At 64.5% G+C, this 26,125-nt stretch carries 27 protein-coding genes; 17 read left to right on the forward strand and 10 right to left on the reverse strand.

The window, feature by feature from the left end:
* Nucleotides 1–267 precede the first annotated feature (267 nt).
* The gene (locus tag JOE66_RS02530; protein ID WP_205106571.1) at nt 268–1,317 is read left to right on the forward strand and encodes a helix-turn-helix domain-containing protein; all 1,050 of its coding nucleotides are present in this window, start codon (nt 268–270) and stop codon (nt 1,315–1,317) included.
* 59 nt (nt 1,318–1,376) lie between these two features.
* On the opposite strand, the gene JOE66_RS02535 is transcribed toward JOE66_RS02530, so the two are convergent.
* Nucleotides 1,377–2,417, reverse strand: a complete 1,041-nt coding sequence (locus tag JOE66_RS02535) for a helix-turn-helix domain-containing protein (protein ID WP_205106572.1) — start codon at nt 2,415–2,417, stop codon at nt 1,377–1,379.
* Between the two features lie 206 nt (nt 2,418–2,623).
* On the opposite strand from JOE66_RS02535, the gene JOE66_RS02540 reads away from it, so the two are divergent.
* Complete coding sequence (locus JOE66_RS02540) at nt 2,624–3,724, forward strand: LLM class flavin-dependent oxidoreductase (protein WP_205106573.1); 1,101 nt, start codon at nt 2,624–2,626, stop codon at nt 3,722–3,724.
* Nucleotides 3,725–3,801: 77 nt separating this feature from the next.
* Here JOE66_RS02540 and JOE66_RS02545 read toward each other — a convergent pair whose 3' ends face one another.
* On the reverse strand, nt 3,802–5,226 hold the full coding sequence (locus JOE66_RS02545; protein WP_307827014.1) for an NAD-dependent succinate-semialdehyde dehydrogenase: 1,425 nt from the start codon (nt 5,224–5,226) through the stop codon (nt 3,802–3,804).
* 148 nt (nt 5,227–5,374) lie between these two features.
* On the opposite strand from JOE66_RS02545, the gene JOE66_RS02550 reads away from it, so the two are divergent.
* The 10 genes from JOE66_RS02550 to JOE66_RS02595 all read left to right on the forward strand — a co-directional run bounded on the left by JOE66_RS02550 (nt 5,375) and on the right by JOE66_RS02595 (nt 14,345).
* Nucleotides 5,375–6,127 (forward strand): enoyl-CoA hydratase/isomerase family protein, encoded by a 753-nt coding sequence (locus JOE66_RS02550; RefSeq protein ID WP_205106575.1) that lies wholly within the window; start codon nt 5,375–5,377, stop codon nt 6,125–6,127.
* Nucleotides 6,124–6,987, forward strand: coding sequence for a 3-hydroxyacyl-CoA dehydrogenase family protein (locus JOE66_RS02555; protein WP_205106576.1), 864 nt, complete (start codon nt 6,124–6,126; stop codon nt 6,985–6,987). The genes JOE66_RS02550 and JOE66_RS02555 overlap by 4 nt, the downstream gene beginning before the upstream one ends.
* Before the next feature lie 2 nt (nt 6,988–6,989).
* Nucleotides 6,990–8,198 carry a CaiB/BaiF CoA transferase family protein gene (locus JOE66_RS02560; protein ID WP_205111510.1) on the forward strand — a complete coding sequence of 403 codons (1,209 nt, stop codon included), beginning with the start codon at nt 6,990–6,992 and terminating at the stop codon, nt 8,196–8,198.
* Nucleotides 8,179–9,384, forward strand: a complete 1,206-nt coding sequence (locus JOE66_RS02565) for an acyl-CoA dehydrogenase family protein (protein ID WP_307827015.1) — start codon at nt 8,179–8,181, stop codon at nt 9,382–9,384. The genes JOE66_RS02560 and JOE66_RS02565 overlap by 20 nt, the downstream gene beginning before the upstream one ends.
* 12 nt (nt 9,385–9,396) lie before the next feature.
* Nucleotides 9,397–9,930 carry a flavin reductase family protein gene (locus tag JOE66_RS02570; protein WP_205106578.1) on the forward strand — a complete coding sequence of 178 codons (534 nt, stop codon included), beginning with the start codon at nt 9,397–9,399 and terminating at the stop codon, nt 9,928–9,930.
* A 1-nt stretch (nt 9,931) separates the two neighbouring features.
* Nucleotides 9,932–11,104: a thiolase family protein gene (locus tag JOE66_RS02575; RefSeq protein WP_205106579.1), complete on the forward strand. Its 1,173-nt coding sequence runs from the start codon at nt 9,932–9,934 to the stop codon at nt 11,102–11,104.
* A 64-nt stretch (nt 11,105–11,168) separates the two neighbouring features.
* The gene (locus tag JOE66_RS02580) at nt 11,169–12,338 is read left to right on the forward strand and encodes an NADH:flavin oxidoreductase/NADH oxidase (protein WP_205106580.1); all 1,170 of its coding nucleotides are present in this window, start codon (nt 11,169–11,171) and stop codon (nt 12,336–12,338) included.
* Between the two features lie 94 nt (nt 12,339–12,432).
* Nucleotides 12,433–12,684, forward strand: a complete 252-nt coding sequence (locus JOE66_RS02585; RefSeq protein WP_205106581.1) for a type II toxin-antitoxin system Phd/YefM family antitoxin — start codon at nt 12,433–12,435, stop codon at nt 12,682–12,684.
* Complete coding sequence (locus JOE66_RS02590) at nt 12,681–13,088, forward strand: type II toxin-antitoxin system VapC family toxin (RefSeq protein ID WP_205106582.1); 408 nt, start codon at nt 12,681–12,683, stop codon at nt 13,086–13,088. Before JOE66_RS02585 ends, JOE66_RS02590 begins: the two co-directional genes overlap by 4 nt.
* 72 nt (nt 13,089–13,160) lie before the next feature.
* A complete protein-coding gene (locus tag JOE66_RS02595) occupies nt 13,161–14,345 on the forward strand; it encodes an AI-2E family transporter (protein ID WP_239518202.1) in 1,185 nt (394 codons plus the stop codon).
* Nucleotides 14,346–14,436: 91 nt separating this feature from the next.
* Here the strand turns inward: JOE66_RS02595 and JOE66_RS02600 are convergent, their stop codons facing one another.
* From JOE66_RS02600 to JOE66_RS02610, 3 genes are all read right to left on the reverse strand, one after another.
* Nucleotides 14,437–14,937 carry a gluconokinase gene (locus JOE66_RS02600; RefSeq protein ID WP_205106583.1) on the reverse strand — a complete coding sequence of 167 codons (501 nt, stop codon included), beginning with the start codon at nt 14,935–14,937 and terminating at the stop codon, nt 14,437–14,439.
* Nucleotides 14,938–15,255: a putative quinol monooxygenase gene (locus JOE66_RS02605; RefSeq protein ID WP_205106584.1), complete on the reverse strand. Its 318-nt coding sequence runs from the start codon at nt 15,253–15,255 to the stop codon at nt 14,938–14,940.
* 63 nt (nt 15,256–15,318) lie between these two features.
* Nucleotides 15,319–16,416 carry a LacI family DNA-binding transcriptional regulator gene (locus JOE66_RS02610; RefSeq protein WP_205106585.1) on the reverse strand — a complete coding sequence of 366 codons (1,098 nt, stop codon included), beginning with the start codon at nt 16,414–16,416 and terminating at the stop codon, nt 15,319–15,321.
* Between the two features lie 167 nt (nt 16,417–16,583).
* Between JOE66_RS02610 and JOE66_RS02615 the strand changes: the two genes are divergently transcribed.
* The 5 genes from JOE66_RS02615 to JOE66_RS02635 all read left to right on the forward strand — a co-directional run bounded on the left by JOE66_RS02615 (nt 16,584) and on the right by JOE66_RS02635 (nt 22,578).
* Nucleotides 16,584–17,831 (forward strand): sugar ABC transporter substrate-binding protein, encoded by a 1,248-nt coding sequence (locus JOE66_RS02615; RefSeq protein ID WP_205106586.1) that lies wholly within the window; start codon nt 16,584–16,586, stop codon nt 17,829–17,831.
* Entirely contained in the window at nt 17,831–18,982 is a 1,152-nt protein-coding gene (locus tag JOE66_RS02620) for a carbohydrate ABC transporter permease (RefSeq protein WP_205106587.1), read from the forward strand. The genes JOE66_RS02615 and JOE66_RS02620 overlap by 1 nt, the downstream gene beginning before the upstream one ends.
* Nucleotides 18,982–19,884: a carbohydrate ABC transporter permease gene (locus JOE66_RS02625; RefSeq protein WP_205106588.1), complete on the forward strand. Its 903-nt coding sequence runs from the start codon at nt 18,982–18,984 to the stop codon at nt 19,882–19,884. The genes JOE66_RS02620 and JOE66_RS02625 overlap by 1 nt, the downstream gene beginning before the upstream one ends.
* Before the next feature lie 175 nt (nt 19,885–20,059).
* Complete coding sequence (locus JOE66_RS02630) at nt 20,060–22,084, forward strand: glycogen debranching N-terminal domain-containing protein (protein ID WP_372435504.1); 2,025 nt, start codon at nt 20,060–20,062, stop codon at nt 22,082–22,084.
* 23 nt (nt 22,085–22,107) lie between these two features.
* On the forward strand, nt 22,108–22,578 hold the full coding sequence (locus tag JOE66_RS02635) for a DUF2269 family protein (RefSeq protein WP_205106589.1): 471 nt from the start codon (nt 22,108–22,110) through the stop codon (nt 22,576–22,578).
* Between the two features lie 82 nt (nt 22,579–22,660).
* Here the strand turns inward: JOE66_RS02635 and JOE66_RS02640 are convergent, their stop codons facing one another.
* Genes JOE66_RS02640 through JOE66_RS02660 form a run of 5 tightly spaced genes read right to left on the reverse strand, consistent with a single transcriptional unit; the run spans nt 22,661 to nt 26,071 of the window.
* Nucleotides 22,661–22,933: a ferredoxin gene (locus JOE66_RS02640; RefSeq protein ID WP_205106590.1), complete on the reverse strand. Its 273-nt coding sequence runs from the start codon at nt 22,931–22,933 to the stop codon at nt 22,661–22,663.
* Nucleotides 22,934–22,952: 19 nt separating this feature from the next.
* The gene (locus tag JOE66_RS02645) at nt 22,953–24,203 is read right to left on the reverse strand and encodes an NADH-ubiquinone oxidoreductase-F iron-sulfur binding region domain-containing protein (protein WP_205106591.1); all 1,251 of its coding nucleotides are present in this window, start codon (nt 24,201–24,203) and stop codon (nt 22,953–22,955) included.
* Nucleotides 24,203–24,757, reverse strand: coding sequence for a ferric reductase-like transmembrane domain-containing protein (locus tag JOE66_RS02650; protein ID WP_205106592.1), 555 nt, complete (start codon nt 24,755–24,757; stop codon nt 24,203–24,205). Before JOE66_RS02650 ends, JOE66_RS02645 begins: the two co-directional genes overlap by 1 nt.
* Nucleotides 24,750–25,769 (reverse strand): FAD:protein FMN transferase, encoded by a 1,020-nt coding sequence (locus JOE66_RS02655; RefSeq protein WP_205106593.1) that lies wholly within the window; start codon nt 25,767–25,769, stop codon nt 24,750–24,752. The genes JOE66_RS02650 and JOE66_RS02655 overlap by 8 nt, the downstream gene beginning before the upstream one ends.
* Complete coding sequence (locus JOE66_RS02660) at nt 25,769–26,071, reverse strand: hypothetical protein (protein ID WP_205106594.1); 303 nt, start codon at nt 26,069–26,071, stop codon at nt 25,769–25,771. The genes JOE66_RS02655 and JOE66_RS02660 overlap by 1 nt, the downstream gene beginning before the upstream one ends.
* Nucleotides 26,072–26,125 lie beyond the last annotated feature (54 nt).

Consider the following 26,125-nt stretch of genomic DNA (forward strand, 5'->3'; position numbering starts at 1 on the left):
GAGCCTCGAAGGGCGCTCGAACGTAAACGCCGAGTCAACAGAATCTAAGGGCACCCCGAAACCGTGGGAGTCGGACTGTTCATTTCTTGCACAGGGTCCCGAACGCTTGTGTTTTCGTCGATTCGGTCGGGGACAGGCCACGGAATTTGTAACAAAATGACTGTTCATTTTCTGAACGACTCCTTCCCGGATCCCAATCGATGATGTAATGCATGTGTGGCCGTTTTCCTTGCGACCTCTCCGACCAAAGGTGATCGAGTCAGAACGATGGCGTATTCCAGCAGCTGGGAAAGGTTCGTCGAAACCGAATCCGTGAACGGCGTCCGGCTCCCGATTGCTGCTTCGTGGGCACGGTCAGTCGAGTCGAACCCGCTCGAACCATCGATCGAGGTACACCGCGAACCAGACCGAGACGACGTGCTGCTCCGCGCGGCACGCGGAGTACTCGACAGTGTGGAAGAAGCGCTCGCCAGCACCACCACCTGGGTCTCCCTGGCGGATTCGAACGGCATCGTCATCTACGAGTGGTCGTCGACTTCGAGCCTTCATCACCGACTCGAGAACGCGTCTGTCATCAAAGGCACGCTCCTGGAGGAGCATGCGGTAGGAACGAACGGAGTCGGACTGGCCCTGGCCACCGGGGCCTCCTCTCGAGTCAGGGGAGCGGAGCACCTGAATCCCGCCTGGCACGACCTCGTCTGTGTCGCAGCCCCCCTCGTACATCCGCTGTCGCGCGAAGTGATCGGTATCGCCAACATCACAGCGCTTGTCGCTGAAGAGAACCAGCACGTGAAAATCGCGTTGAACTCCCTGACCTCGGGCATTCAGGATTCGTTCGCCTCAGGCCTTCGAACGCGGCACCAACGACTGCTCGATGCTCATCTCCGAGTGACGAGGGCGACTCCTCTGATGGTGATCACCCTCGATGGCCACACCATGATCGCTGAGAACTCCACGGAACTCGCCGGGTTCGACCGCGACCTGATCTGGAGCCTCATCGAGCGCACCGGGGCCTCCGCCACCCAGCTCACACTCCCGAGTGGTCAGCGGGTGCGACTCTTTCCGGTCGATAACACCGACATTTCGGCGGGTTGCTCGCTCGTGTTCGGGGCACCGATCGGCGCCCACACCGATCGCTACCGTCTGCATGATGCAAAATGGCGTTCACTCGGGCCCATCGAACAATCCGAGCGGGATGTCATCGTCTCTGTACTCAGAGAGGTCGAGGGGAACAAATCGATCGCTGCAGACCGGCTGCAGATCTCGCGAGGAACGCTCTACGAGCGCCTCAGGCGTTATGGCTTGGAAGAGATCTGACGAGGTTTCCTGGCCTCTGAGGTCTCTTGAGCTGCGCTACTCCGCACAGCTCGAATGGATCAGAGGCCGTAGCGTCGAAGACGCTCGTAGAGCGTTCCTCGCGAGATCTGCAGCTTGGCTGCTGCTTCTGACTTGTTGCCGCCGGTCGAATGCAGTGCGGCGAGGATGACCTCGAACTCGGCCTGTTCGAGTGGACCCAGCCGCTCGCGGCGACCCTTCTGGACTTCGATTGCGGCGAGCCCGCCTGCCCCGACAAGCTCTGCAACCCTGCGGCCGGGTTCGAAGACCAGCGAGCAGCCCTCTGAGAGTCGACCCCGCACGACGGGGATCAGTTGCAGTCGTTGCCCCGAAGGCAGTGAGAGTTCGGTCGCCAGCGGCCCGACGCTCTCGATCAGTTCCCAGATGGACTGGCGGTCGATCAGTGCGCCCAGGTCGTCTTCGACGATCATGGTAAACGCATCGAGGGTCACGACAGGCCCCCGGGATTGTTGCCGTACGCGCAGGTGCGCATCGAGCAGACGCTGGTGCCGGGTGCGCGATCTCGCAAGCAAGCCGTGCTGAATGCCGGCGACCATCGAGTTGAGCGTGATCTTGAGGTGCTGGTTCTGCTCCGCAACGAGGCAGGTGATGTTCACCACGCCCATCATGGTCTTTGTCACTGGGTGGATGATCGGGCTGGCGCCGCACGCGAACGGATGCCAACTCTCGTTGTAGTGTTCGGAGCCCTTCACCAGAGTGCGGCTCCGTCTGGCAAGCGCGGTACCGACGCCGTTCGCACCAGCATGCGTCTCGGTGAGATCGGCTCCAGCCTCGACATCGGCGCGCGACATGAGGTTCTTCACGTGGGAATTCGAGGCCCATTCGTACGTGATGACGCCAGAGGCATCGGCAACGGCCAGCCACGTCGTCGTATCGGCGAGGGCGTCTTCTGTCGAACGAAGCACATCGTGGGCAGAGCGCATCAGCTCCTGGCTCAACTCGAACGGGCTCAGCTCCAGAGAATCGGTGCCGCGATCCTTCGCCTGCACCAAAGCGTTTGGTGCAGTGTTTCTGGCGTCAAGCTCCCTGACGAATGATTCCCAGCTGACCGCACTGTTCATGCCCAACCTTTCGCAGTCGCGCGTCGTCGCGTGACCACTCAGTATCTTGCGGCGGGGCTGTAGAGGGCCTGAACTGTTCAGTTATTGAACAGCTCGGAGATATCGAGCCGGGAATGTTCGGTTAGTGAACAAGACGCACTGATGGATGGCTAGCGGAGGAAGTATCGGAATTCGTGAATGAGCCATTCAACGGAGAAAGGAATACCATGAAAATCGGTCTGTTCGGAATGCCGCTGCACCCGCCGACGCGGAATCGCGGAGAAGTTTATGTAGAGGATGCGGAGAGAGTCATCCTGGCTGACAAGCTGGGGTTCGAGGAGGTCTTCATCGGGGAGCACGTCTCCTGCACGACGGAGCCCATCCCCGCGCCGATGATGTTCCTCGCGTCGCTCATCAGCCGTACGAAGAACATCAAGCTCGGCACCGGAGTGCTTGCGCTGCCCAACCACCACCCAGCCCTCGTCGCGGCCGAAGCTGCGATGTTCGACCACCTGAGCAACGGGCGATTCCTGATGGGTATCGGTCCGGGCGGTCTTGCCAGCGACATGGAGCTCTTCGATGTGCTCGATGGCCAGATCCGCAATGAGAAGATGATGGAGTCGATCGACATCATCCTCGACCTCTGGAAGACCGACCCTCCCTATGCGGTCAAGACGAAGCACTACGAATTCGGAATCGGCGCAACTGTGATTCCTGAGCTGGGCGTAGGCACCATCGGTAAGCCGCTCCAGCAGCCGCACCCACCGATCTTCTCGACCGCTATGTCGCCGTTCTCGGGCAGCGTCAAGACCGCTGTCGAGCGTGGCTGGGCGCCGATGACCGCCAACTTCTGCCCACAGTTCGTGGTTCAGAGCCACTGGCAGAAGTACGTCGAAGGCTGCGAGTCAATCGGCGTAGAGGCGACCGGTGACGAGTGGCGCGTGTCGCGCAACATGGTCATCGCCAGCACCGACGCCGAGGCGAAGGACAGGGTCTTCGACCCCAATGGTGGTAACTACTACTACTTCTCGTACCTCTGGGAAGTCCTGAAGGCGGCAAACTACACCGCGGTCATGAAGCAGGACCCCTCGACTCCAGACGAAGACCTCACCGTCGACGACCTGATCGAGAGCATGGTCATCTACGGCTCGCCCGACACGGTGACTGAGAAGCTGCAGGCGTTCCGTGAGTCCACGGGTCCGTTCGGCACCCTGCTCCTGTCGATGATGGATGGCAGTGGCGTCAACGAGGAGCGCGAGCGCGAGACGATGACTCTTCTTGCGAACGAGGTAGCTCCTCGCTTCCAGGGACAGCCCGCCCTGGCCTAGTCGCAACACAGAGAAGGGGCCCGGAGCATTCGCTCCGGGCTCCTTCTCTGTGTCAGCTTCGCGCGGTGCCGGAACGGCTATGCGGGGATGCGAACAAGTTTCTTGTTGGCGAACTCGTACATGCCGTAGCGCGACAACTCCCGGCCGACCCCGGATCGCTTCACGCCGCCGAAGGGCAGGTCTGGAGCGCTCCTGCTGATGCCGTTGATCCAGACCATGCCGAAGTCGAGATCTTCGGCGGCTGCCCTCAGGCTCGCGTCATCGGTGCCGAAGAGTGAGGCGGCGAGGCCGAAGGGTGACGTATTGGCAAGCGCAACAGCTTCTCCGAGGTCGGCCACCCGGTACACGACGGCCACCGGGCCGAAGAGTTCTTCGCTGTAGGCACGCATCTCCGGCGTCACATCAGCAAGAACGGTCGGTTTGAAGAAGTTGCCAGGGCCTGCAACGCGACCGCCTGCGACGAGGATCGTTGCTCCTGCCTCGACCGCATCGGCGACCTGGCCCTCCAGCTCATCGACGGCGACCGCCGTCGACAAGGGGCCGAGCACTGTCGACTCCGACAGCGGGTCACCGGGCTGGTACTTTTCGATCGCCAGGGCGAACTGCCGGACGAATTCGTCGTAGGCGCTCTCCACGACGATGAATCGCTTCGACGCGGTGCACACCTGACCGGCGTTGGTCATTCTGCCGATGGCGGCGGCCTGGGCTGCGGCCTTCATGTCGGCAGGGTCGACAACGATGAAGGGATCTGATCCTCCGAGCTCCAGCACATACTTCTTCATGTGTCGGCCGGCGATCTCCCCGACGGCAGAGCCCGCGCGCTCCGACCCGGTGAGAGAGACACCCTGTATTCGGTCATCGGCCAGCATCGTCGCGACTTGGTCGTTTGTGGCGAACACGTTCGTGTAGACCCCGGCCGGCACGCCCGCATCCCTGAGGATCTCTGCGATTGCGAGGGCGGACCGAGGGCAGTTCGGAGCGTGCTTCAGAATGATGGCGTTGCCCAGCATCAGGTTGGGGGCAATGAAGCGTGCGGCCTGGTAGTACGGAAAGTTCCAGGGCATGATGCCCAGGAGCACGCCGATCGAATCCGTTCTGACCCACGCTTCGCCGCCGCCCATGATCTCGAGTCGCTCGTCTTCGAGGAACTTCTCGGCATTGTCTGCAAAATAGTCGAAGATGGATGCCCAGATGGAGACTTCGCCGCGCGCCTGCACAATGGGCTTACCCATCTCGGCGGTCACAATCGAAGCCAGGGACTCCGATCGTTCGCGGCAGAGCTCTGCTGCCCGCTTGATGATCACCCGACGGTCAGCGAGTGGAGCGGATCTCCAGAGGCGGTAACCATGACTCGCCTCGGCGAGGATGGGCTCGATCTCCAGGTCTCCCAGAGTCTCGAACTGCTGTTCCACTTCTCCCGTGGCTGGGTTGATCGATTGGTAGTGACTCACCGATGCCTCCTCGACATAGACCTGACTAGAGCGTCGCGAAGGATTGCGCACCCTTTCAGATTGTCGGTGGCCGGGCGCGATCGCGCCCCATCAAGGGGCCGAAATGGTCAAGAACTGCACAGTCAGCGTGTGCGGTGTCGCCGATCGTGTTCACTGGCATCTCAAGGTCGCAAAGACGCGGAAAGGACGCAGACAGCACATGACATCGATCCAGATCGACGAAGCAGAAGATCGCGTGTTTGCTCGGATCGTTCGCCCGGAGACGCGCAACGCGATCGACCGGGAGATGGTCGAAGAGCTGCACGCACTCTGCGCATCACTTGAATCCGAACCGCGGGTGCTGATTCTCTCGGGAACCGACACCGAACGAAACGCCGTGTTCGCCTCGGGTGCCGACATTCGCGAATTGCGCTACCGGCGGCGTGACCAGGCCCTGTCAGGGATCAATTCCAGCCTGTTCGACCGCATAGCAAAGCTCCCGCTCCCTGTGATCGCAGCCGTCGACGGCTTCGCGCTCGGTGGAGGTGCCGAACTGGCGATGGCTGCCGATTTCCGCATTGCGACCCCGCGCGCCCGCTTCGGCAATCCGGAGACCGGTCTCGGAATCATGGCAGCAGCCGGCGCCACCTGGCGGCTGCGCGAACTCGTCGGCATCGCCGTCGCCACGGAGATCCTCCTTGCCGGCCGCATCCTCGACGCCCGCGAGGCTCTTGCGCTGCGGCTCATCACTGAGATCCATGAACCAGAAGACCTGCTGAACGCAGCATCCCGCCTTGCCGACCGTATCGTCGCCCAGGACCCCCTCGCCGTGCGGATCACAAAGATGGTCATGCACATGCCGAGATCGTCGCACCCGTACGTGGACGACCTGGCCCAGGCGGTGCTCTTCGAAGCCGACGGCAAAGAGCAGCGGATGACGGCGTTCTTGAATCGAAAAGGAACCGAGAGATGACAGTCCCAGAGTATGTCGGAGTGTTGGGTGGCGGACGGATGGGCGCGGGCATCGCGCACGCCTTCCTGATTGCCGGAGCGAACGTCGTCGTCGTCGAGCAGACCGAGGAATGGGCCGAAGGCGCGAAAGGTCGCGTTCTCAGCAGTGTCAAGAACAGCGTCGCCCGCGGTGCCATGAGCGAGAGCGAAGACGATATCGCCAAGCGGTTCAGTGTGGCTACGACCCCGGACGCCTTCGCGAACGCAGGGCTCGTCGTGGAGGCGGTTCCAGAGCAGTTCGATCTGAAACTCGCGGCGCTCACGGGCGTTGAACGGGTGGTGGCCGACGATGCATGGATCGCCACGAACACGTCGTCGCTGTCGGTGCAGCGACTGGGCTCGCACCTGGGCACGCCGTCGCGTTTCGGCGGCCTCCACTTCTTCAATCCCGTTCCCGCGTCGACGCTCGTCGAAATCGTCGTGGCAGACACGACCTCCGACGACTACGCCATCCAGGCGGCCGGATGGGTGAAGGCGCTGGGTAAGACATCGATCACCGTGCGCGACAGTCCAGGATTCGCAAGCTCTCGACTTGGCCTCGCCATTGCTCTCGAAGCGATGCGCATGGTCGAAGAGGGCGTGGCCAGCGCGGCCGACATCGATGTGGCCATGGAACTCGGGTACAAGCATCCGGTCGGGCCTCTGCGGACCTCCGACCTCGTCGGTCTCGACGTTCGGCTCGGGATCGCCGAGTACCTCTTCGACACCATTGGCCCGAGGTTCGAGCCACCCCAGATCCTTCGTGACCTGGTCGCCCTGGGTGACCTCGGGCGGAAGACGGGCAAGGGGTTCTTCGACTACGGCACAGAGGGTGCCAAGTGAGCATGCACGAGTCCGTGTTCGGCAGGGAGGCGACAGGCCCTCTTGCCGGCCTGGTGATAGCCGACTTCTCGCGCGTTCTTGCCGGCCCGTACTGCACGATGCTGCTGGCAGACATGGGTGCCACGGTCATCAAGGTGGAGTCGCCTGCAGGCGACGAAACGCGTAACTACAAACCACCGGTTCTCGGCGACGAGTCGACGTACTTCCTCTCGGTGAATCGCAACAAGCGATCGATCGTGCTCGACCTCACCTCAGAGGACGACCGGATGATCGCCCATGACCTGGCCGCACGCGCCGATGTCGTCATCGAGAACTTCAAGCCGGGTGGTTTCGCCCGCTTCGGTCTCGGGTACAGTTCGATCGCCGCAGTGAACCCCTCAGTGATCTACGCGTCGATCACGGGCTTCGGTACTACGGGGGGTGCGGACCTGCCCGGTTACGACCTTCTCGCCCAGGCGATCTCGGGAATGATGGATCTCACTGGTAACCCGGGAGGCGAGCCGTTCCGCGCCGGAGTCGCTGTGTTCGATGTCATGACCGGATTGCATGCCTGCATCGGCATACTCGCAGCACTTCATCACCGGGACGTCACGGGTGAAGGCCAGCAGGTGGAGACGAACCTGCTCTCCTCTGCGCTTTCAGGCCTGGTCAACCAGACGGGTGCCTACGCCCTGTCTGGAACGGTGCCCACTCGCATGGGCAACGAACACCCGAGCCTTTATCCCTACGCGCCGTTCCCCACGTCAGACGGCCAGATCGTCATCGCTGTGGGCAACGATTCCCTGTTCCGCGCGCTCTGCGCCGGTATCGGCAGGGCTGAGCTCGGGGTCGACGAAAGATTTGCGACAGCGCCGGCGCGCAATCACAATCGGGGCGAACTGCGACCGATCCTGGAAGAACTGCTCAGCGTGCGGACGGCAAGCGAATGGGCTGACCTTCTCCAGGCCACGGGCGTTCCCGCTGCCCCGATCCTCGATGTGAAGGGCGGAGTCGATACTGCTGCGCGACTCGGACTCGAACCCGTCGTGACTGCCGGTTCCGGCGCACGGGAACTGCCGGGCATCCGTAACCCCATCTCGTTCTCGCGCACTGCGCCGAGTTATGACTGGGCGCCCCCTTTGTTGAATGAAGGCCGGGTTGACGTACTCGACTGGCTCTACGGCCTGCCAGTCACACCAGAGAAGAGGAATCGTGACCGACCAACTGAATGACGTATTCGCCGTCGACTCGGACTACTACCGGGTGACGGACTACCTCAGCGACGAAGACCGAGCGCTCGCGGCGAAGGTGCGTGCGTTCGTCGACGCTGAGGTGACGCCCGTCATCAACGAGTACTGGGAGAAGGCGGACTTTCCGTATCACCTGCTGCCGAAGGTCGCGGAACTCGGAATCGTCGGCACGGCGATCAAAGGCTACGGAGCACCCGGGCTCACCCGTTTGCAGACGGGGCTCGTCGCCATGGAACTCTCTCGAGGAGATGGCAGCTTCAATACGATCAATGCCGTGCAGTCGGGCCTGGTCATGGGCACGATCAACCTTCTCGGCAGCGAAGAGCAGAAGACCCGGTGGCTGCCGGAGCTGGCGGCCCTTCGCAAACTCGGAGCCTTCGCGCTGACGGAGGCCGCTCACGGATCCGATTCTGTCGGCCTCGAATCGACAGCAGAGCTTGTCGGAGACGAGTACGTGATCAGTGGCGAGAAGCGGTGGATCGGCCTCGGACACGTCGCCGATGTGGTCATCATCTGGGCGCGCGATGTCGCAGACAACAAGGTCAAAGCCTTCATCATGGAGAAGAACGCCGACGGCACGTATCCGGACGGGTACCACGCCGAGGCGATCACCGGCAAGATGGCCAAACGGGCCATTCAGCAGGCGGCGATCACCATGACCGGCGTCAGGGTGCCGGCAGGGAACAAGCTGGCGCTGTCGAAGTCGTTCCGGGATGTCTCGTCAGTCCTGAACATGACACGGACGACGGTCGCCTGGGAGGCGCTCGGGCACGCGCAGGCCTCGTACGAGATCGCGGTGCGCTTTGCAAACGAGCGGGTCCAGTTCGGCAAGTCCATCTCGAACTACCAGCTCGTGCAGTACAAGCTGGCCAACATGCTCGCCGACCTCACGGCCATGCAGCTGATCTGTTTCCGCACGGGTGCGCTCCAGAACGAGGGCCGCCTGACGAATGAACAGGCCTCGCTCGCGAAGCTGTTCACAGGTCAGAAGTCGCGCGCCCTGTGCCGCGAGGCACGCGACATGCTCGGCGGAAACGGAATCCTGCTCGAGAACCATGTGGCGCGCCACCTCCTCGACATGGAGGTCGTGCACACCTACGAGGGCACCGACTCCATGCAGGCACTCATCGTCGGCCGGGACATCACCGGCGTCGCAGCGTTCAACTAGTAAGGACCGATCATGATCAAAGAGAACTACGACCCTCTCACCGAAGCCGTGTTGAGTGCCGATGAATTCAAGAATGCCTTCAGGGATCATCCTGCCGGCGTCGCCGTCATCACGGCCGATGCAGGGGATGGGCCTGTGGCACTCACCGCGACGTCCGTCGCCTCGGTGAGCGCTGAACCGCCGCTCATCATGTTCTCGGTCTCGGCGATCTCCTCGAGTACGCCGACGATCCGCCGGGCACGCACCGTCGTCGTTCACCTCCTGAGCGCAGAGCAGCTGCACATCGCCAAGCTCGGCGCGACGAGTGGAGTCGACCGATTCGCGGACCGCACCCTCTGGGACGTGCTGCCGACGGGCGAGACCTACTTCCCTCAGGCTCGCACCTGGATCAGGGCGCGTGTTCTGAACCAGATGCAGGCCGGTGGCTCGTCGATCGTTCTCGTCGAGGCGCTCGAGGCCAAGCCGCAGGAGCCCGCTGAGACCGATCCGCTGGTCTACCACAATCGCGCCTGGCACCGCCTGGGCGACCACAGCCGGATCGAGTGACATGACCGGCAGTTTCGTCTACGACGCAGTACGCACACCGTTCGGCCGTTTCGGCAAATCCCTGTCGGGGCAGAGGCCGGATGACCTTCTCGCGGTCACCATCAAGGAGATCCTCGCCAGGAACCCCGGAGTCGACCCCGCGACGATCGACGACGTCATTGCGGGGGCGGCCAACCAGGCCGGCGAAGACAACCGCGACGTGGCACGCATGTCCGCACTGCTGGCGGGGCTGCCGACGTCGGTCCCCGGTGTGACCGTGAACCGCCTGTGCGGCTCGAGCCTGCAAGCGATCATGGATGCGAGCAGGCTCGTGGAGACAGGCGACTCTTCGCTCGTGCTGGCGGGCGGGGTGGAATCCATGAGCCGGGCGCCCTGGGTCGTCTCCAAACCGACCAAAGCCTTCCCCGCGACGAATGAAATCATGCATTCGACGACGATCGGCTGGAGGCTGGTCAATCCACGGATGCCGAAAGAGTGGACCATCTCGCTCGGTGCTTCGAACGAGATCCTCGCCGAGCGCTACGGGATCACCCGCGAGGAGCAGGACGCCTTTGCGGCCAGCAGCCATGTCAAGGCGGCTGCTGCCTGGGATGCGGGAATCTACGAGAACGAGATCGTCTCCGTTCCGGGGGTCGACTTGACCCGCGACGAGGGAATCCGTGCCGACTCGACGGTTGCTTCACTCTCGGGCCTGAAGCCGGCCTTCGCAGAGAATGGCACGATCACCGCCGGAAACTCGTCACCCCTCAACGACGGTGCTTCGATGCTCATCATCGGCGCGGAGAATGCGCCGATCGATGCCGAACCTCTCGCGAGGATCATCGGCAGGGGCGTGGCCGCCGTCGACCCCGATGTCTTCGGCATCGGGCCGGTCGAGGCGGTCAACCGAGCGCTTCGCTCCGCGGGTAAGACGTGGGCCAACGTTGACTTCGTCGAACTCAACGAGGCATTCGCTGCCCAGAGCCTTGCCTGCCTCCGTCTCTGGCCCGAGCTCGACCCGGGCCGGGTGAACATCCACGGGGGCGCGATCGCGATCGGGCATCCCCTCGGTGCCTCCGGTGGCCGGATCGTCGGCCATGCCGCACACGAGCTCAAGCGCCGCGGCGGCGGTGTCGCGGTCGCGGCCATCTGCATCGGCGTCGGCCAGGGACTCGCCGTCGTACTGGAACGCTGACCGCGAATCGTCCAGCTCACCCCCGGCTGCCGATGACGCGCCATCACTAGAGAGAATCTGCACAATGACCCACGCTTCGGCACTCTTCAGCCCACTCGCCCTCCGAGGGGTGACTCTTCGCAATCGCATCGTCGTGAGCCCGATGTGGCAATACAAGGGCGTCGACGGTTTCTCGACGGACTGGCACCTGATGCACCTCGGGCGATTCGCCGCCGGCGGGGCCGGGCTCGTGATCCAGGAGGGCACCAGCCCGATCCAGTACAACAACGGTACGGCGGGCGACCTGGGCCTGTGGGACGACGCATTCATCGAGCCGCTCAGCCGGATCACCCAGTTCATCAGCAGCCAGGGTTCGGTTCCGGGCATCCAGTTGCTTCAGACCGGACGCAAGGCTCGGGGAAAGTACCCGTGGCACGGCCGGGGGCCGCTGGAACTCGAGGGCGACGACGACTGGCAGGGCTGGGAGGTCGTCGGAGCGACGGACACGCCGCACGCGCCGGGGTACCCGGTGCCACGGATGCTCAGCATTCCAGACATCGCCGACACCGTTGCGGGCTGGGCGAAGGCCGCTACGCGCGCTGACGCCGCGGGTTACGAAGTCCTCGAACTCCAGGGTGGGCACGGCTACCTCATTCACGAATTCCTGTCGGCGGTGACGAACACCCGCACCGATGGCTACGGGGGCTCGTTCCAGAACCGGATCCGGTTCCTGGTTGAGATCGTCGAAGCGATCCGGAGGGTGTGGCCCGATCGCAAGGCGCTCTTCGTGAGACTGTCGGTGATCGACGGGGAGGGGTGGAACCTCGAGGATTCGGTGAACCTCGCTCTCACCCTCAAGGCGATCGGCGTCGATCTGATCGATTGCTCGTCGGGTGGCATGGGGGCGACAGCGGCTTCCCCACTCGAGCCGGGTGCTGGCATCAAGCTCGAGCCGGGATACCAGGTTCCACTCGCGCGAGCCGTGCGCCAGCGTGCGGAGATTCCTACGATGGCAGTCGGCCTGATCGTCAACGCCCAGCAGGCAGACAATGTGATCACCTCTGGGGGCGCCGACCTCGTGGCGATGGGAAGGGAACTCCTCCTCAGCCCGAACTGGCCACTGATCGCAGAGAAGGAGCTCGAGCAGCAGGCAGGCTTCTCCAGTGCGCCCGAGTCGACGGCGTACTACCTGGCGGGACGCGAGAAGTCGATGAGCGCACTGTCAGAGCCGATCGCGACGCGCGCACTGCTCTAGCTCCGCGCCGTGTGCGATTGGTTCCGGTACGTGTTTCGCCCAGGCTCTCCTGTGGTTTTGCCGGCAGATGTGCTACAGGTGCTACACTTGCGTCATGAAGACGATAGCTCACCGCGAACTGCGCAATGACAGTGCTGTGGTACTGCGCGCAGTGCAGGCCGGCGAGACCTTCGAGATCACGAACAATGGCGAAGTCGTTGCCATTCTGAGTGCGCCGAATTCTGAAGCGCTTCGTGGGGTTGCGCACAGGAGCCCCTTGAGTCATGGACTCTTCGCAGACCTGCCGCGAGCAGCTACAGAACAGACAGTTCGGCAGCTGCTCGACGAACTCCGCGACGACCGATGATTGTCTATCTCGATACCTCGGCGGTCGGAAAGTTGCTGATCGATGAAGCGGAATCGCTGGCCCTTGCGCAGCACCTAGACGAACTTGCAGCCGTCCCGGGAACTGTCATTGCGTCAGGGTTCATTCTGGAGACGGAATTGCGCAGGCTCGCAAACAGGGTGTCGATCGCTCAGGCCGCGGTGACAGAACTACTGTCGCGATTCACGCTCATCGATATGGGGCGAAGCATCTACCGCGAAGCCGGGCTGATTCCCGAACCCAGTCTCCGAAGTCTTGATGCGTTGCACATCGCTGCGGCGCAACACATCGCCGCCGACGTCTTCATCACGTACGACCATCGTCAGCGATTCGCCGCCCAGATTCTCGGGCTCACGATCGAGCAGCCGGGAGTGACAGTGAACTGAGTGGCGAGCGAACGGCAGGGCGGCTGGGGCAATACCATGTGGTCAATCGCCAATGCTGCCCGGGAGACCCGAATGACCGACAACACCAGTGACGCAGGCCTTGAGGCCGCGCCCAAAGCCGACAGCGCTGCTGCGACGGGCTCGAATCACGTTGAGCCTCTCGAGGGGCTGCGCGTAGTCGACACCGGATCGATCATCGACGACCCTGGGATGATCGGCTCCCCGCATCGGGGTTTCGGTTGGGGCTACGTGGTCACTCTCGGTGTGCTCGGGGCGCTCGCCACGGGGCTGGCGATCTACAACCTCCGCACCATCGTCTTCTCGGTGTTCCTCGCACTGTTCGTGACCGTAGGGCTCGACCCCCTCGTGCGCTGGTTCGAACGTCGACGATTCACCAGGGCGTGGGCGCTGGTGACGGTCATCCTCCTCATCATCGCCCTGCTGGTGACGGTGGTCTGGGTGATCCTGCCGCTGATCATCCAACAGGTCAGCCAGCTCGCCGTATCGATCCCGGCGGAGATCACCCGGTTGCGCGACGAAGGGTGGTTCGACCAGACCAACGAGGCCAGCAACGGAGTGGTGGGCGCGATCCTCAGCTGGATCGCCAAGGAGGCCAGTGACCCACAGGTGTGGGTGACAGTCGGCAACGGGCTCGTCGGGCTGGGGCTCGACATCGCCAACGCCATCACGTCTGGGTTCTTCATCGCCATTCTGACGATCTACTTCGTGGCGACCTACGACGCGACCAAAGAGGCGGGGTTCAAGCTGGTCGCAGCGTCGAAGCGGGCGTCGTTCGAGAAGTACACCAACCAGATCCTGCGCAATGTGGGCAAGTACCTGAGTGGCATGGTGATCCTCGCCTTCTGCAATGCGGTCTACAGTGTGGTGCTGCTCTCCATCGTGGGTGTGCCCGGGGCGTTCATCATCGGTATCGCAGCCTTCTTCATCACGCTCATCCCGCTGATCGGCACGGTACTGACCACCTGCGCGATGACGGTCATCGCGTTCATCCACTCGCCCGTCTCCGCACTGATCGTGCTCATCTTCATGCTGATCTACATGCAAGTCGAGGCATATGTTCTGACCCCGAAGGTGATGAGCAAGGCCGTGTCGGTTCCCGGTTCTGTTGTGCTGATCTCTGCACTGGCCGGCGGAACCCTCTTCGGCCTCGCCGGAGCGCTCGTAGCCATCCCGATCTCGGCCGGTGCGATTCTCATCATCAGGGAGGTTGTGATGCCGCGGAGGGAACGTGCGTGAGCGGCTCGTGACAGTCGGCGTCGGGTTGGTGGCCGCAGCCAGTCCGACGAGGGATGCCATAGGTCAGCGCTGAAGCGGTGGCGCGCTGCGCCTACGGATGCGCGCGAATGGCCTCAACCGCGCGGGCGACGAGGGTGTCTGGAGCGGCGTCGATCGAGAGATCGATGCCCCGTTCATCCGGTTGCAGGGGCTCGAACGCGGCCAGTTGCGAGTCGAGCAACGCCGGCGGCATGAAGTGGCCGGCACGACCGGCGAGTCGTTCGGCCAGGAGTTCGCGTGAACCAGTGAGCGTCACGAAGAAGGTGCCAGGTGCGGATGCCCGGATCTGGTCGCGGTAACGCCGGCGAAGCGAGGAGCACGCCATGACGAGGCCGTCGTTCTCGGCAGAGCGCATGGCCTGGCCGATGCTGTCGAGCCAGGGCCCGCGATCTTCGTCGGTGAGGGGTGTGCCGCCCGCCATCTTGGCGACGTTGGCCGCGGAGTGCAGCGAATCGGCATCGACGAACGGCACACCGAGCTCGAGGGCGAGTGCCTCGCCGACCGTCGACTTGCCCGAGCCGCTGACCCCGGCGACGATGACGAGGTCTGCCACCTAGAGTTGGCCCTGTACCTCTGTGCCCGCAGGAATCGGCACGAGGCGGGTGACGACAACGGCTTCGGCCAGCAGCCCCGCGAGAGAGGAGTTCAGGCGCGCAACGGGCTCACCGGCACCGTGTCGATCAAGCTCATCGACCGAGCTCCATTTCTCGAGCATGACGATCGTGCCGTCCGGGGCGTCGTGGATGGCGTACAGCTCGCAGCCCGGCTCTTCGTGTACCTCGGCGATCGCGAGGGAAAGTGCTTCGATGAGTGCGTCGCGCGCACCCGTAGCTGGCGTGAAGATGGCGGTGACGACAATGGGATCTGACATGGGGAGATTCTCCCATGGATGATCGGCCCACGCTGAGATCTCCCGGCGTGGGCCGAAGCCCGGTCAACGCCCGCCTGCCGCCTGCGTCTGCGTGGTGTCGGGCGCCAGCCTCCCCCCGGCCGAGTCGAGCGACTGCCTCACTACAAGTCGGGGTGTCAGCAGCCGATGCCTCGATTCGGCCGGGGGGAGGTCGGTGCCCGGGCCGGGGGTTGGTGCACCGAATTCGCCGACCAGAAGCTCGAGAACCCTTGCGGCGACCTCGACCAGTGGCTGTTCGACGCTCGACAAACCCACGGCTGCAGCCACAGGGGTGTTGTCGTAGCCGGTGACGGGAATTCCGCGGTTGCTCGCCATCATCGCGCCGAGGGCCAACGAGTCACTCGCGCAGACCACGGCATCGAGTGAGGGGTTTGCGGCGACCAGGTCGGCCATGGCGGCCCTGCCGGAGGCGACTCCGTCGTCGACGGCGATCTGCAGTGCGTCGAGTTCGACGTTCGACAGGGGTGTGTCGGAGCCGGCCATGGCTTCGAGCCACCCGCGCCTGCGGTCGTCGCCGGTGCCCGACGGGCTCGGCCAGCCGATGTAGCCCACCCGCGGCCCGGCCGTCGCGAGCGCGTAGGCTGTCGCTTCACGCACCCCCGAGCATCCGTCGACGTCGACCCAGAGGTGTTGCGGGTCATCCATGTCGTCGATGCCCCATGGGCGCCCGAAGGTGACGAAGTCGTGCCCGTTCGCGATCAGCCATTCGGTGCGCGGGTCGCCGTGAAAGGTGGAGGTGAGAACGAAGGCGTCAACATCGGCACCGTCGAGCAGGCGCCGGTACTGCGCGATCTCATCGTCGGGGTCGGCGGCGGTGAACAGCAGAATGCGCAGGCCATAGGCGGCGGCCTGCTCGGTCAGCGCGTGCAGAAAGCGGTCGAGAACCGAGCCCGAGATGCCGTCGACCATCGGGTCGAGCCGGATGCCCAGGGTCGAGCTCCTGCGCGTGCGAAGCCGTCGCGCAGACGCGTGCGGCCGGTATTCGAGTGTGTCGATCGCCCGCTGCACGCGCTCCCTCGTGTCGGGTCGCACGATCGCCGGGGTGTTCAGCACGTTCGACACCGTCTGTTTCGAGACCCCTGCCGCCTCTGCGACGTCGGAGATGGTGGCGAGCCGCTTCATGCCCCCATCATGCCACCATCGCGTCATTTCTGCTTGGATCGATCAAATCGCTTTCTTGACAATGCGGCGCGGGCGAGGTTACCGTGAAGGCACAGCAATTTGATCGATCTAATTTTCAGTCGCGGACGACTGCCGATCGATCAAGGACGGGTATCCAAGGAGAAATCATGCAACGAAGCAAGAAGATGTGGGCCGCTCTCGGCGCACTCGCCACGATCACCGCCGTCGGCCTGGCCGGCTGCAGCGGTTCGAGTTTCAGCGGCGGCAGCGCTGGCGCCACCCAGAACGCGGGCTCGCCGCTCACCGTTCTGATCGGCTCGAGCGGTGACGCCGAGACCAAGGCCGTGACCGACGCGGTCGCCGCCTGGTCGTCGTCGTCGGGAACGACCGCCACCGTCAGCGCGGCCTCAGATCTCAATCAGCAACTCGCCCAGGGCTTCGCGTCAGGCAAGCCCGCCGACGTCTTCTACGTCTCGACCGATGCCCTCGCCGGCTACGCAGCGAACGGATCGCTGCTCGCGTACGGCGACAAACTCAGCAACAAAGACGACTTCTACCCGACGCTGGTCAGCTCGTTCACCTACGACGGCACGTTCTACTGCGCCCCGAAGGACTTCTCGACCCTCGGCCTCGAGATCAACACCGACATGTGGGCGCAGGCCGGCCTGACCGACGCCGACATCCCGAAGACGTGGGACCAGTTGAGCGCGGTCGCGGCCAAGCTCACCACCGCTGACCACGTCGGCCTCGCCTTCTCGCCGGAATACGCCCGTCTCGGCGCCTTCATGGCGCAGGCCGGTGGTGGGCTCGTCAGCACCAACGGCAAGACAGCCACCGCCAACAGCGCAGCGAACGTCGCCGGGCTCCAGTACGTGAAGTCCCTGCTTGCGAGCGGTTCGGCGAAGACCACCAAAGACCTCGGCGCTGGCTGGGGCGGCGAGGCCTTCGGCAAGGGCCTCGCAGCGATGACGATCGAGGGCAACTGGATCGGCGGCGCGATGAAGAGCGACTACCCGGCCATCAAGTACACGGTCGCCCAGCTGCCCGCCGGCCCGGCCGGCCAGGGCACGCTCCAGTTCACCAATTGCTGGGGCATCGCTGCCGACAGCCAGAATCAGGATGCTGCGCTCAAGCTCGTCGAACAACTCACTTCGACCGACCAGCAGTTGTCATTCGCCAGCGCATTCGGCGTGATGCCGTCTGTGCAGTCCGCAGCGGACCAGTGGAAGTCGGCCAACCCCACCTTCGCACCGTTCCTCGAATCGGCTGACTTCGCCCAGGGTGTGCCCAACGCTAAGGGTGCCTCCGATGTGATCACCGACCTCAACTCGCAGCTCGAATCCATCGCAACGGGTGACCCGCAGGCCATTCTCGACCAGACCCAGAAGAACCTCGAAGCGGTCGTCGGCAAGTAATGACCGTCACCTCCGGGTCGAAGGCCACCTCTTCGCGTCGCGCCGCCATCGCGGGGCGCGAAGGGGTGGCCGGCTGGCTCTTCACTCTGCCGATCATCGTCATTCTCGGCCTCTTCCTCGTGGTGCCTGTCGGTATGGCCCTCTGGGTCAGCTTCTCCGACTGGTCGGGCAGGGGCAGCCCCTTCTCGGGTGACGTCAGTTTCATCGGCTTCAACAACTACCAGGACCTGCTCGGTGGCGGCGGGCTCGCAGAACGCGACTTCGGCATCTCGCTGCGCAACAATGCGTGGTACGTGCTCCTGGTTGTGCCCCTGCAGACAGCCGTCTCGCTCTTTCTCGCCGTCATGGTCAACCGGGCCATCCTGCGCGGCCGGGGCTTCTTTCGCACCGCCTTCTACTTTCCGTCGGTGACGAGCTCGGTCGCCATCACCGTGCTCTGGTTGTTCCTGTTCGGAGCCACCCGTGCGGTCAACAAGTTGCTCTCCTACCTGGGCGTCAACGGGCCCAACTGGTTCGCAGACCCGTCGGGAATCGTGCACAACTTCCTGGCGCTCTTCGGCGTCACCTCGGGGCCTGCCGTGCTGACCGACAACATGGCACTGGGAGTCTCCTACTGGGACTGGTTGTCTGGCCCATCGGTGGCAATGACGGCCTTCATTCTGATGGCGATCTTCACCACCAGCGGAACGTTCATGCTCCTCTTCATCGCAGCACTGCAGAACCTCAGTGGTGAGACGCAGGAGGCGGCCATGATGGATGGCGCAAACGGCTGGCAGCGCTTCTGGCGGGTCACCCTGCCTCAGCTGCGACCGGTTCTCTTCACCGTGCTCACGCTGGGGCTCATCGGCACCTGGCAGGTGTTCGACCAGATCTACACCGGTACACAGGGCGGCCCCGGCAAGACCACTGTCACTCCGGCGTACCTCTCTTATACCTCTGCGTTCAGCAACCAGGAGTGGGGCAAGGGTTCGGCGATCGCGTTCATGCTCTTCGTCATCATCGTCGTGCTGACCCTGGTTCAACGGTGGGTGCTGCGCGAGCGTGGTGTCTCCCGGCGACGCATGCGTGCCTACCTCCCTGCAGCATCCGCGACGAATTCCTCGGCCTTGGCCGTTGCCGCCGTTGCCGAGAAGAAAGACGAGGTCCGCTGATGAGTGCAGCCGTCGCCCCGAGCATCCCCGCAGTGGCGCAGAAAGCTCCACGGCGCCGCCGCTCGGGCCCGGGTCGCAAGGAGCTGATCGCGCGTTCAGTGGTGTTCGCCATCTTGATCGTGATTGCGGTCGTCTACATCTTCCCGTTCCTGATCAATGTCGCGACGTCGTTCAAGACCGATGCAGAGGCAGCGGCGAGTCCGTTGTCGCTAGTGCCTCAGACGTTCACGACGGCCGCCTATGAGCGGCTGTTCCTCAGCTCGGACTTCCCGGTTTGGTTCAAGAATTCGGTCGTCGTCACGCTGTTCGTCACAGCGGGCCGGGTGTTCTTCGATTCCCTCGCCGGCTACGCCCTCGCACGGCTCCGCTTCCGCGGTCGTAATCTCGTCTTCCTGGGGCTCATCGCTGTGATGAGCGTGCCGGGGGTCGTGCTGCTGATTCCGAAGTTCCTCGTCATCAACCAACTCGGCATGTACGACTCCTACTCGGGCATGATCATCCCGCTGCTGGCCGATGCTGCCGGTGTCTTCATCATGAAGAGCTTTTTCGAATCGATCCCGCCGAGCGTCGAGGAGCAGGCGAAGATCGACGGCGCCGGCGTCTTCCGAACGTTCTGGTCGATCGTTCTGCCGATGGCGAGGCCTGCGCTCATCACCATCATCATCCTGTCGTTCCAGGGGTCGTGGAACGAACTGACGCACTTCATCGTGTCGACGCAGTCCCCGGCTCTCACCACTCTGACGAAGGGCGTGGCCTCCCTTGCAAGCGGGCAGCTCAGCCAGGGTTCGCAGTACCCGCTCAAGCTCGCCGCGGCCGCGGTCATGACCATCCCGGTGGCGATCGTCTTCTTCATCTTCCAGAAGCGCATCCTCAATGCCAGCGACGGCGCGGTGAAGGAGTGAGGTAGCGCCGACCCTGGCGGGCTGCGCACGAGCCCCGCGCACGCCGAGCGCGCCGATTCCTGCCGCCAGCCAGACGATTCCCGACACATCAGAACAGCCGTTCCCTGAAGGAGACTCTCTCATTCCCGCACAAGCCGCTTCACTCCAGCCCCTGCTCAACGACGACCTCGTTCTGCTGAGTGCACCCACCCAGTTGTGGTCGAGCTCCGACGGCGAGGTCGGCAGCAAGCCGATCCACGGTTTCTACCACTCGGAGTCACGGGTCTTCTCCTCGATCTCGCTCACGGTCGGTGGCGAGGTGCCGGAGCCCATCGCGCAACACCTGCGCCGCGCTGGCGCCGCGTCGTTCGTCTCACTCCTTCGACGACTCGACGGCCCAGGGGCCGACCCTCGAGTCAGGCTCGACCGCGCCCGCGTGATCGGCGACGGAACCCTCAGGGAGACGCTCACGCTCACCTCGGCGCGTGCGGCGGAGATACAGACCGTCATCCGGATTGACCTGGTACCCGATTTCAGCGAGATCCAGCTGGTGAAGGCAGGCATTTCGGGCGAGGGTTCGAAGTACTCGATCGGCGTAAACGTCAGCCGGGGCGGGGATGCGGTCGTCCTCACCTCCGGGAGCATCACGGCCCGGGTCCGAATACTCAGTGAGGGTGCCGATGACGCGTCGATCACGGTGCCGGGCGATGACTCGCTCACACTCCAATGGTCGATCCGACTGCCGGCACACGGCTCCGTCGCTCTCAGCTGGTCGGTCGACGTCGTCGACGAGGCAGCGGTGGTCGAAGGCACAGGCGAAGTGACTGCGGGCTCCGAGGGGGTGCTGCCGGTCATCCGGAGCGGTGACAGCAGGCTTGCCAACTGGGTCACGCGCGCGCTCGACGACGTGGACGGCCTGCGCATGGTGACGAAGGCGCTTCCCGATGAGCCGTTTCTGGCAGCCGGTGCACCGTGGTTCTTCACGCTCTTCGGCCGTGATTCGATCTGGGCGGCGCGCTTCATGCTGCCGTTCGGCACCGAGCTCGCGGCATCGACGCTCCGAGTGCTGGCGGCCCTGCAGGGGACGACTGAGGTGGCCGACACGGCGGAGCAGCCGGGCAAGATCATGCACGAACTGCGCCCGGGGGTACTGAACATTCCGGGCGAAGACGTCTCGCTGCCGCCGCTGTATTTCGGCACGGTCGATGCCACCCCGTTGTGGATCGTGCTGCTGCACGACGCCTGGAAGTGGGGGCTCGCCGACGCCGAGGTCGAGGCCTTGTTGCCCAACCTCGTCGCCGCCCTCGAATGGATGCGCGACTACGGTGACAGCGACGGTGACGGCTTTCTCGAGTACGTCGACACCACCGGGCACGGCCTTGCGAACCAGGGCTGGAAGGATTCGGGCGACTCGATCCAGTGGCGTGACGGTTCGCTCGCCGAGGGGCCCATCGCGCTCTGCGAAGTACAGGCCTACGCGTATGAGGCTGCCGTGGGCGGCGCAGCGCTGCTGTCGCACTTCGGCCACGACGGCACCCCGTGGCTCGACTGGGCCGAGGCGCTGAAGACCCGCTTCGACGCTGCCTTCTGGGTCGACGACCCCGACGGCGCGTACCCTGCCGTGGCGCTCGACGTCAACAAGCAGCGGGTCGACACGGTGACCAGCAACATCGGCCATCTTCTGGGCACAGGCCTGATTCCGGATGCCCGCGCAGGGCTCATCGCCCGCCGGCTGGTCTCACCCGACCTCAGCTCGGGCTTCGGGCTGCGCACGATGTCGGCAGACTCTGCCGGGTTCTGGCCGCTCAGCTACCACGGCGGGTCGGTGTGGACGCATGACACCGCCATCGCCATCTCGGGACTGGTTCGGCAGGGTTTCACCGCTGAAGCAGCCGTGCTGATCGAAGGGCTCCTCGCCGCAGCAGAGGGCTTCGACTACCGGATGCCCGAGCTGCATTCCGGCGACTCTGTGGCCGACGTCGGGAGCCCGGTCGCGTATCCGGCCGCCTGCCGCCCGCAGGCCTGGTCTGCCGCCGCGGCGGTCAGCGTGCTCGCTTCGGCGCTCGGGCTCGAGCCCGACGCACAGGGTGGTTCGCTGGCGGTGCGGCCGATCATCCCTGCCGTTGCCGGCGCTCTTCACGTGGAAGGCCTGAGATTCGCTGGTTCATCCTTCGGCAACCTCGACGTGAATGCCGATGGCGTGGTGGTTGGACGCACCTAGCGGCGTGGCGATACGCTTCGAGCATGTCACTCATCTTCATGACCCTGCACGTTGTCGCCGCCGTCTTCATTGCCGGCCCGCTGGCCATCCTGCCCATGGTGGGGCTTCGCGCCGTTCGTGAAGGCAACACCGTTCAGGCGGCCAGTCTCGCCAAGTCGACCTCGCTGCTCAGCTGGCTCTCGCTGATCATCGTCGTACTCGGCTTCGGCGCGCTCGGCATGAGCGACCCCGAAGACAACTTCTCGTTCTCTGACACGTGGGTGTGGCTGTCGATCGTGCTCTACGCCGTGGCGTTCGTGTTGACGATGTTCGTCGTCGTTCCGGCGCTGCGAATTGCGGGCGAAGCTCCTGTGGCTGTGGCTGTGGCTGTGGCTGCGGCAGACGGCACGGTTGTAGCCGCCAAGCCGGCCGGGTATTCGCGCATCGCCATAGGCTCGGGCATCTCAACATTGCTGCTCGTCGTCATCACCGTGCTGATGGTCGCCAAGCCCTGACTAGTTCCACGCTGGTTGAGTAGGCCGGAGGCCGTATCGAAACCCGGCTGGTTCGCATCGGGGCTTCGATACGCTGCGCTACTCAACCGGCGGCTTTGCCAGTCGGGATGAGCGTCAGGGCGAGCTTGGGGCAGAGCGCGACCGCGTCGCGTGCGGCGTCGAGGCTGCTTTCGGCGATGCCGACGTCTGACCGCGAAGCCGATTTCGTCGCCAGCGGGTAGCCCCAGCGATCGCGCGTGAGCTCGCGGGGGAGGAGCTCGGTGCAGAGCCCGCGGCCGTCGCAGCTGGTCCAGTCGATGTGCAGCCGGGCGGCAGGAGGGCGGGTTCCGGTCGCGCCCAGGGTTCGTGCGGCCATGATCGTCGTTTCCCTTCTACTAGCGTGACTGCCGGGTGCAGCGACCCGACAGGTGGTGGTTGGCGTCGTCGGCGAACACCGACAGCGCACTCAGCGCCAGCCGGGCCGTGCCGTCGGGGTGGTGGCAGGAGCCGCGGCCGGCAACCGTGTCACTGAGCTCACGGAGCTCGCGCCGTAGGTTTGGATCGCGGTGCCCCGAGGCGATGCGGGTGAGAACGCTGGCCAGGGCGGGCAGCCCAAACATGCACGGCCCGCATTGGCGGGCCGACTCGTTGGCCAGGTACTGCACGATGTCGGCGGTCGCCTTTAGCCCGCAGCGCTGCTTGCTCAGAACATAGAGCACTCCAGCGCCGGAGTGGCCGCCGAGCGGGGCGAGCGCTGCGGCAGAGAGTTCGACGCCGAGGTTGTCTGCGGCGACCCAGGTACCGTGGTAACCCCCCACGAGCACGGCGAGAACGTTCGACCGGTCGACCCCGCGCGTGGCGAGAATGTCGCGCAGCGGAGTGTCGCCCGCCACCTCGGTGACGCCCTCGTGCTGCACGTCTCCTGACACGGTGACGAGGCGGGTGCCGGGGTCGCTCTCGCTGCCGATGCTGCGGAACCACCGCGCGCCATACCTCGCGATCAGTGCGATGTGGGCTAGCGTTTCGACGTTCTGGATGATCGTGGGCCGCTTCTTGAGCCCCGAATCGCTGAGTCGCCTGATCCGGTCGGTCGGCAGCGCAACGCCGTTCTCGATGGCGTTGACCACAGCGCTCGCCTCGCCGGAGATGAACGATTCGGCGGCCTCGACGAGAATGATGTGCCGGGCATCCGGTCGCTCATTCAACGCACGCTGCACAGCTGGAAAGTTCTCGGCGACGGTATAGAGGTACACCTGCGATGCCTTGATGGCTGACGCGGTCGCCAGCAGCCCGTCGATCACCAGGTGGGGCGAATTCTGCAGCAGGGTCGCGTCTTTGGTGCTGCGGGGTTCGCCCTCAGCGCCGTTGGCGATCACGATGGGGCTGCTGCGCAGAACCCGGTCGGCCCGCGCTTCGTCGGCGGCGGCGAGCTTACGCCAGGTGGCGAAACCTGCTCCACCGCGGCCGGTGAGCCCCGAGGCTTCGAGGGCAACCAGCAGGGTGTTGTCGATCGCCTCAGTGGCCAGCGGCCCGTACGTCCTCAGATGCGCTGCATGGCTGGCCGAGGCGCCCGCGACGAAGAGACGGGTGGTCGTCGCGGGAGGTGTGACGGCCTGCACGACAGGCATCGATCGGGTGGCAGGCATCAGACGCTTTCTTGTCGGAGTCGGGCGGATTCGACAAAACGGGACGACAGTCGCCAGATCAGGGCGGTGCCCACGGCGAGCGTGCAGACCGCGGCGAGCAGCAGGAACCAGCTGCTGGTGCCATCCGTGCCGTTGCCGATGGCGTGAACCATGGCGATCGGCCACATGGCGTAGCTGAACCAGTGCACCGCCCTGAAGACCTTCACGCCGAGGCGTTGCCGCAGCAGGCTGGTGACGATGATCGCGATCAGCAGGTCGACCGCCACGGTTCCGAGACCCTGCCAGAACGGCTTGTACGAGCCGATGAACGGCACGACGATGTCGGTGACATTCAGTTTGGCGTACGAGTCGAGCAGCAACGATCCCACGTGCAGCAGAATGAACACGCTGCCCACGAGCGACACATTGCGGTGCACGAGGGTGACCGAGAAGCGTGGCAGGCCTGGTAGAAGCCGACCCGAGCGCGTGATGATGCCGAGCACGATCGACGCAGTGAAGAGTACGAGGGCGACGACGCCACTGGCGCGGCCGAAGGCCCAGAGCGCCTCATCCATGGTTCACCAGTTCTTCTTGTGTGGTGGCCTGTTCATCGTCGTCTGCGGTGGGCCACGAGCCGGTCGTGATGGTGCGCCCGGCCAGGTCGATGAGCCGCGCATCGGCATGGATGCCCGTGAGCCACTCGATCGCACCCTGGCCCTTCACGACCGCAGCCGTGCTCACCGCGTTTGCTGCCAGGCAGCTTTCGGCAACCACCGTCACGCTGCGCCACACGGCGACAACGGGGAGCCCGAGCCGAGGGTCGAGAATGTGGTGTGCCTGGCCGCTGGCGGTGGCCCAGCGACGCTTCTGCGTGCTGGAGGTCGCCATGCCGAAACCGCCTGAGAGGGTGACCTGTTGGCGGGGGTCGTCGGGCAGATCCTGCACGTCGATCTGCCAGCCGCCGTCGGGAGCAGTGCCCGCGGTGGCGATGTCGCCGCCGAGGCAGACCAGGGCGCCGCAACCGAGTTCGTCGGCGATGCGGGCGGCCGCCTGGTCGGCGGCGACGGCTTTCGCTGTTGCGCCGAGGTCAAGCAGGAGGTCTGGCGGTACGGTGAGGTGGGTGCCGGTGAGGGTGATCCGCTTGTAGCCGGGCGTGCGCACGGTCGTTACAGTCGTGATGACCGGGGTGACGGGTGGCAGCGCGGGTAGAGCGATGGGGGCATCGTCGCCGCGGGCATCCAGCTCACGGGCGAGGTCGCGTGCGCGTACGAGGTCGATGTCGCGGTCGTAGCCGAGCGCGATGAGGTCGTAACCGAGTGTCGGGTCGACGGCTCCGCCGGTCTGCTCGGCTGCGTCGAGCGCCGCGGCGACGAGCGCTGCGAGGGTTTCGCTGACGTCGGCGCCAGCGGCCAATTTCGGGGCGAGAAGCAAGAGCTCGGAGTCGGTACGGAACCGGCTGCAGGCGTCGTCGACGAGGCCGGTGACCTCGTGCACGATGGCGATGGCCTGTTCGAGCAGTTCAGGGTCTGTGACGACGACGGAGGCGCCGGTACTCCAGAGCTCCCATTCCGCGTGTGCCGTCGGCATCAGGAGCCTGAGGATTTGGCTTGCGGTGCCTGCTGAACCGGGGCCTGCTGCACGGGTGATTGTTGAACGGGTGCCTGCTGAACGGTGCCAGGGACGACTGTTGCAGCAGGGGCGGGAGCCGTCGTAGCCGCAGGTGCGGGAGCCGAGGTCTGGGCCGGCTGGCTGACGCTCGCCTGCGCCTTCTCAGCGGTGGTCGCGTTCCAGAGAACCGCAGAGCCAACCGCGGTGACCGCGAAGCTCCCGATCCCGACAGCGGCGGTGATTCCCAGTGCGCGGCGCTTGCCAGTGGATCGGATGCTCATTGTGCGCCTCATTCGTAGGGAGAAGTTCGTGACTGTCTCTACGTTCCCCGACGT

The sequence above is a fragment of the Subtercola frigoramans genome, from assembly GCF_016907385.1.
GTDB lineage: Bacteria > Actinomycetota > Actinomycetes > Actinomycetales > Microbacteriaceae > Subtercola > Subtercola frigoramans.

What these genes read in the sequence shown, in the direction of transcription:
- JOE66_RS02635 (WP_205106589.1), top strand. Translation starts at nt 22,108, where the DNA reads ATGTCACTCATCTTCATGACCCTGCACGTTGTCGCCGCCGTCTTCATT.
- JOE66_RS02660 (WP_205106594.1), bottom strand. Translation starts at nt 26,071, where the DNA reads ATGAGCATCCGATCCACTGGCAAGCGCCGCGCACTGGGAATCACCGCC.
- JOE66_RS02540 (WP_205106573.1), top strand. Translation starts at nt 2,624, where the DNA reads ATGAAAATCGGTCTGTTCGGAATGCCGCTGCACCCGCCGACGCGGAAT.
- JOE66_RS02655 (WP_205106593.1), bottom strand. Translation starts at nt 25,769, where the DNA reads ATGCCGACGGCACACGCGGAATGGGAGCTCTGGAGTACCGGCGCCTCC.
- JOE66_RS02555 (WP_205106576.1), top strand. Translation starts at nt 6,124, where the DNA reads ATGACAGTCCCAGAGTATGTCGGAGTGTTGGGTGGCGGACGGATGGGC.
- JOE66_RS02585 (WP_205106581.1), top strand. Translation starts at nt 12,433, where the DNA reads ATGAAGACGATAGCTCACCGCGAACTGCGCAATGACAGTGCTGTGGTA.
- JOE66_RS02590 (WP_205106582.1), top strand. Translation starts at nt 12,681, where the DNA reads ATGATTGTCTATCTCGATACCTCGGCGGTCGGAAAGTTGCTGATCGAT.
- JOE66_RS02560 (WP_205111510.1), top strand. Translation starts at nt 6,990, where the DNA reads ATGCACGAGTCCGTGTTCGGCAGGGAGGCGACAGGCCCTCTTGCCGGC.
- JOE66_RS02575 (WP_205106579.1), top strand. Translation starts at nt 9,932, where the DNA reads ATGACCGGCAGTTTCGTCTACGACGCAGTACGCACACCGTTCGGCCGT.
- JOE66_RS02640 (WP_205106590.1), bottom strand. Translation starts at nt 22,933, where the DNA reads ATGGCCGCACGAACCCTGGGCGCGACCGGAACCCGCCCTCCTGCCGCC.
- JOE66_RS02605 (WP_205106584.1), bottom strand. Translation starts at nt 15,255, where the DNA reads ATGTCAGATCCCATTGTCGTCACCGCCATCTTCACGCCAGCTACGGGT.
- JOE66_RS02650 (WP_205106592.1), bottom strand. Translation starts at nt 24,757, where the DNA reads ATGGATGAGGCGCTCTGGGCCTTCGGCCGCGCCAGTGGCGTCGTCGCC.
- JOE66_RS02620 (WP_205106587.1), top strand. Translation starts at nt 17,831, where the DNA reads ATGACCGTCACCTCCGGGTCGAAGGCCACCTCTTCGCGTCGCGCCGCC.
- JOE66_RS02550 (WP_205106575.1), top strand. Translation starts at nt 5,375, where the DNA reads ATGACATCGATCCAGATCGACGAAGCAGAAGATCGCGTGTTTGCTCGG.
- JOE66_RS02645 (WP_205106591.1), bottom strand. Translation starts at nt 24,203, where the DNA reads ATGCCTGCCACCCGATCGATGCCTGTCGTGCAGGCCGTCACACCTCCC.
- JOE66_RS02580 (WP_205106580.1), top strand. Translation starts at nt 11,169, where the DNA reads ATGACCCACGCTTCGGCACTCTTCAGCCCACTCGCCCTCCGAGGGGTG.
- JOE66_RS02625 (WP_205106588.1), top strand. Translation starts at nt 18,982, where the DNA reads ATGAGTGCAGCCGTCGCCCCGAGCATCCCCGCAGTGGCGCAGAAAGCT.
- JOE66_RS02595 (WP_239518202.1), top strand. Translation starts at nt 13,161, where the DNA reads ATGACCGACAACACCAGTGACGCAGGCCTTGAGGCCGCGCCCAAAGCC.
- JOE66_RS02535 (WP_205106572.1), bottom strand. Translation starts at nt 2,417, where the DNA reads ATGAACAGTGCGGTCAGCTGGGAATCATTCGTCAGGGAGCTTGACGCC.
- JOE66_RS02530 (WP_205106571.1), top strand. Translation starts at nt 268, where the DNA reads ATGGCGTATTCCAGCAGCTGGGAAAGGTTCGTCGAAACCGAATCCGTG.
- JOE66_RS02570 (WP_205106578.1), top strand. Translation starts at nt 9,397, where the DNA reads ATGATCAAAGAGAACTACGACCCTCTCACCGAAGCCGTGTTGAGTGCC.
- JOE66_RS02615 (WP_205106586.1), top strand. Translation starts at nt 16,584, where the DNA reads ATGCAACGAAGCAAGAAGATGTGGGCCGCTCTCGGCGCACTCGCCACG.
- JOE66_RS02610 (WP_205106585.1), bottom strand. Translation starts at nt 16,416, where the DNA reads ATGAAGCGGCTCGCCACCATCTCCGACGTCGCAGAGGCGGCAGGGGTC.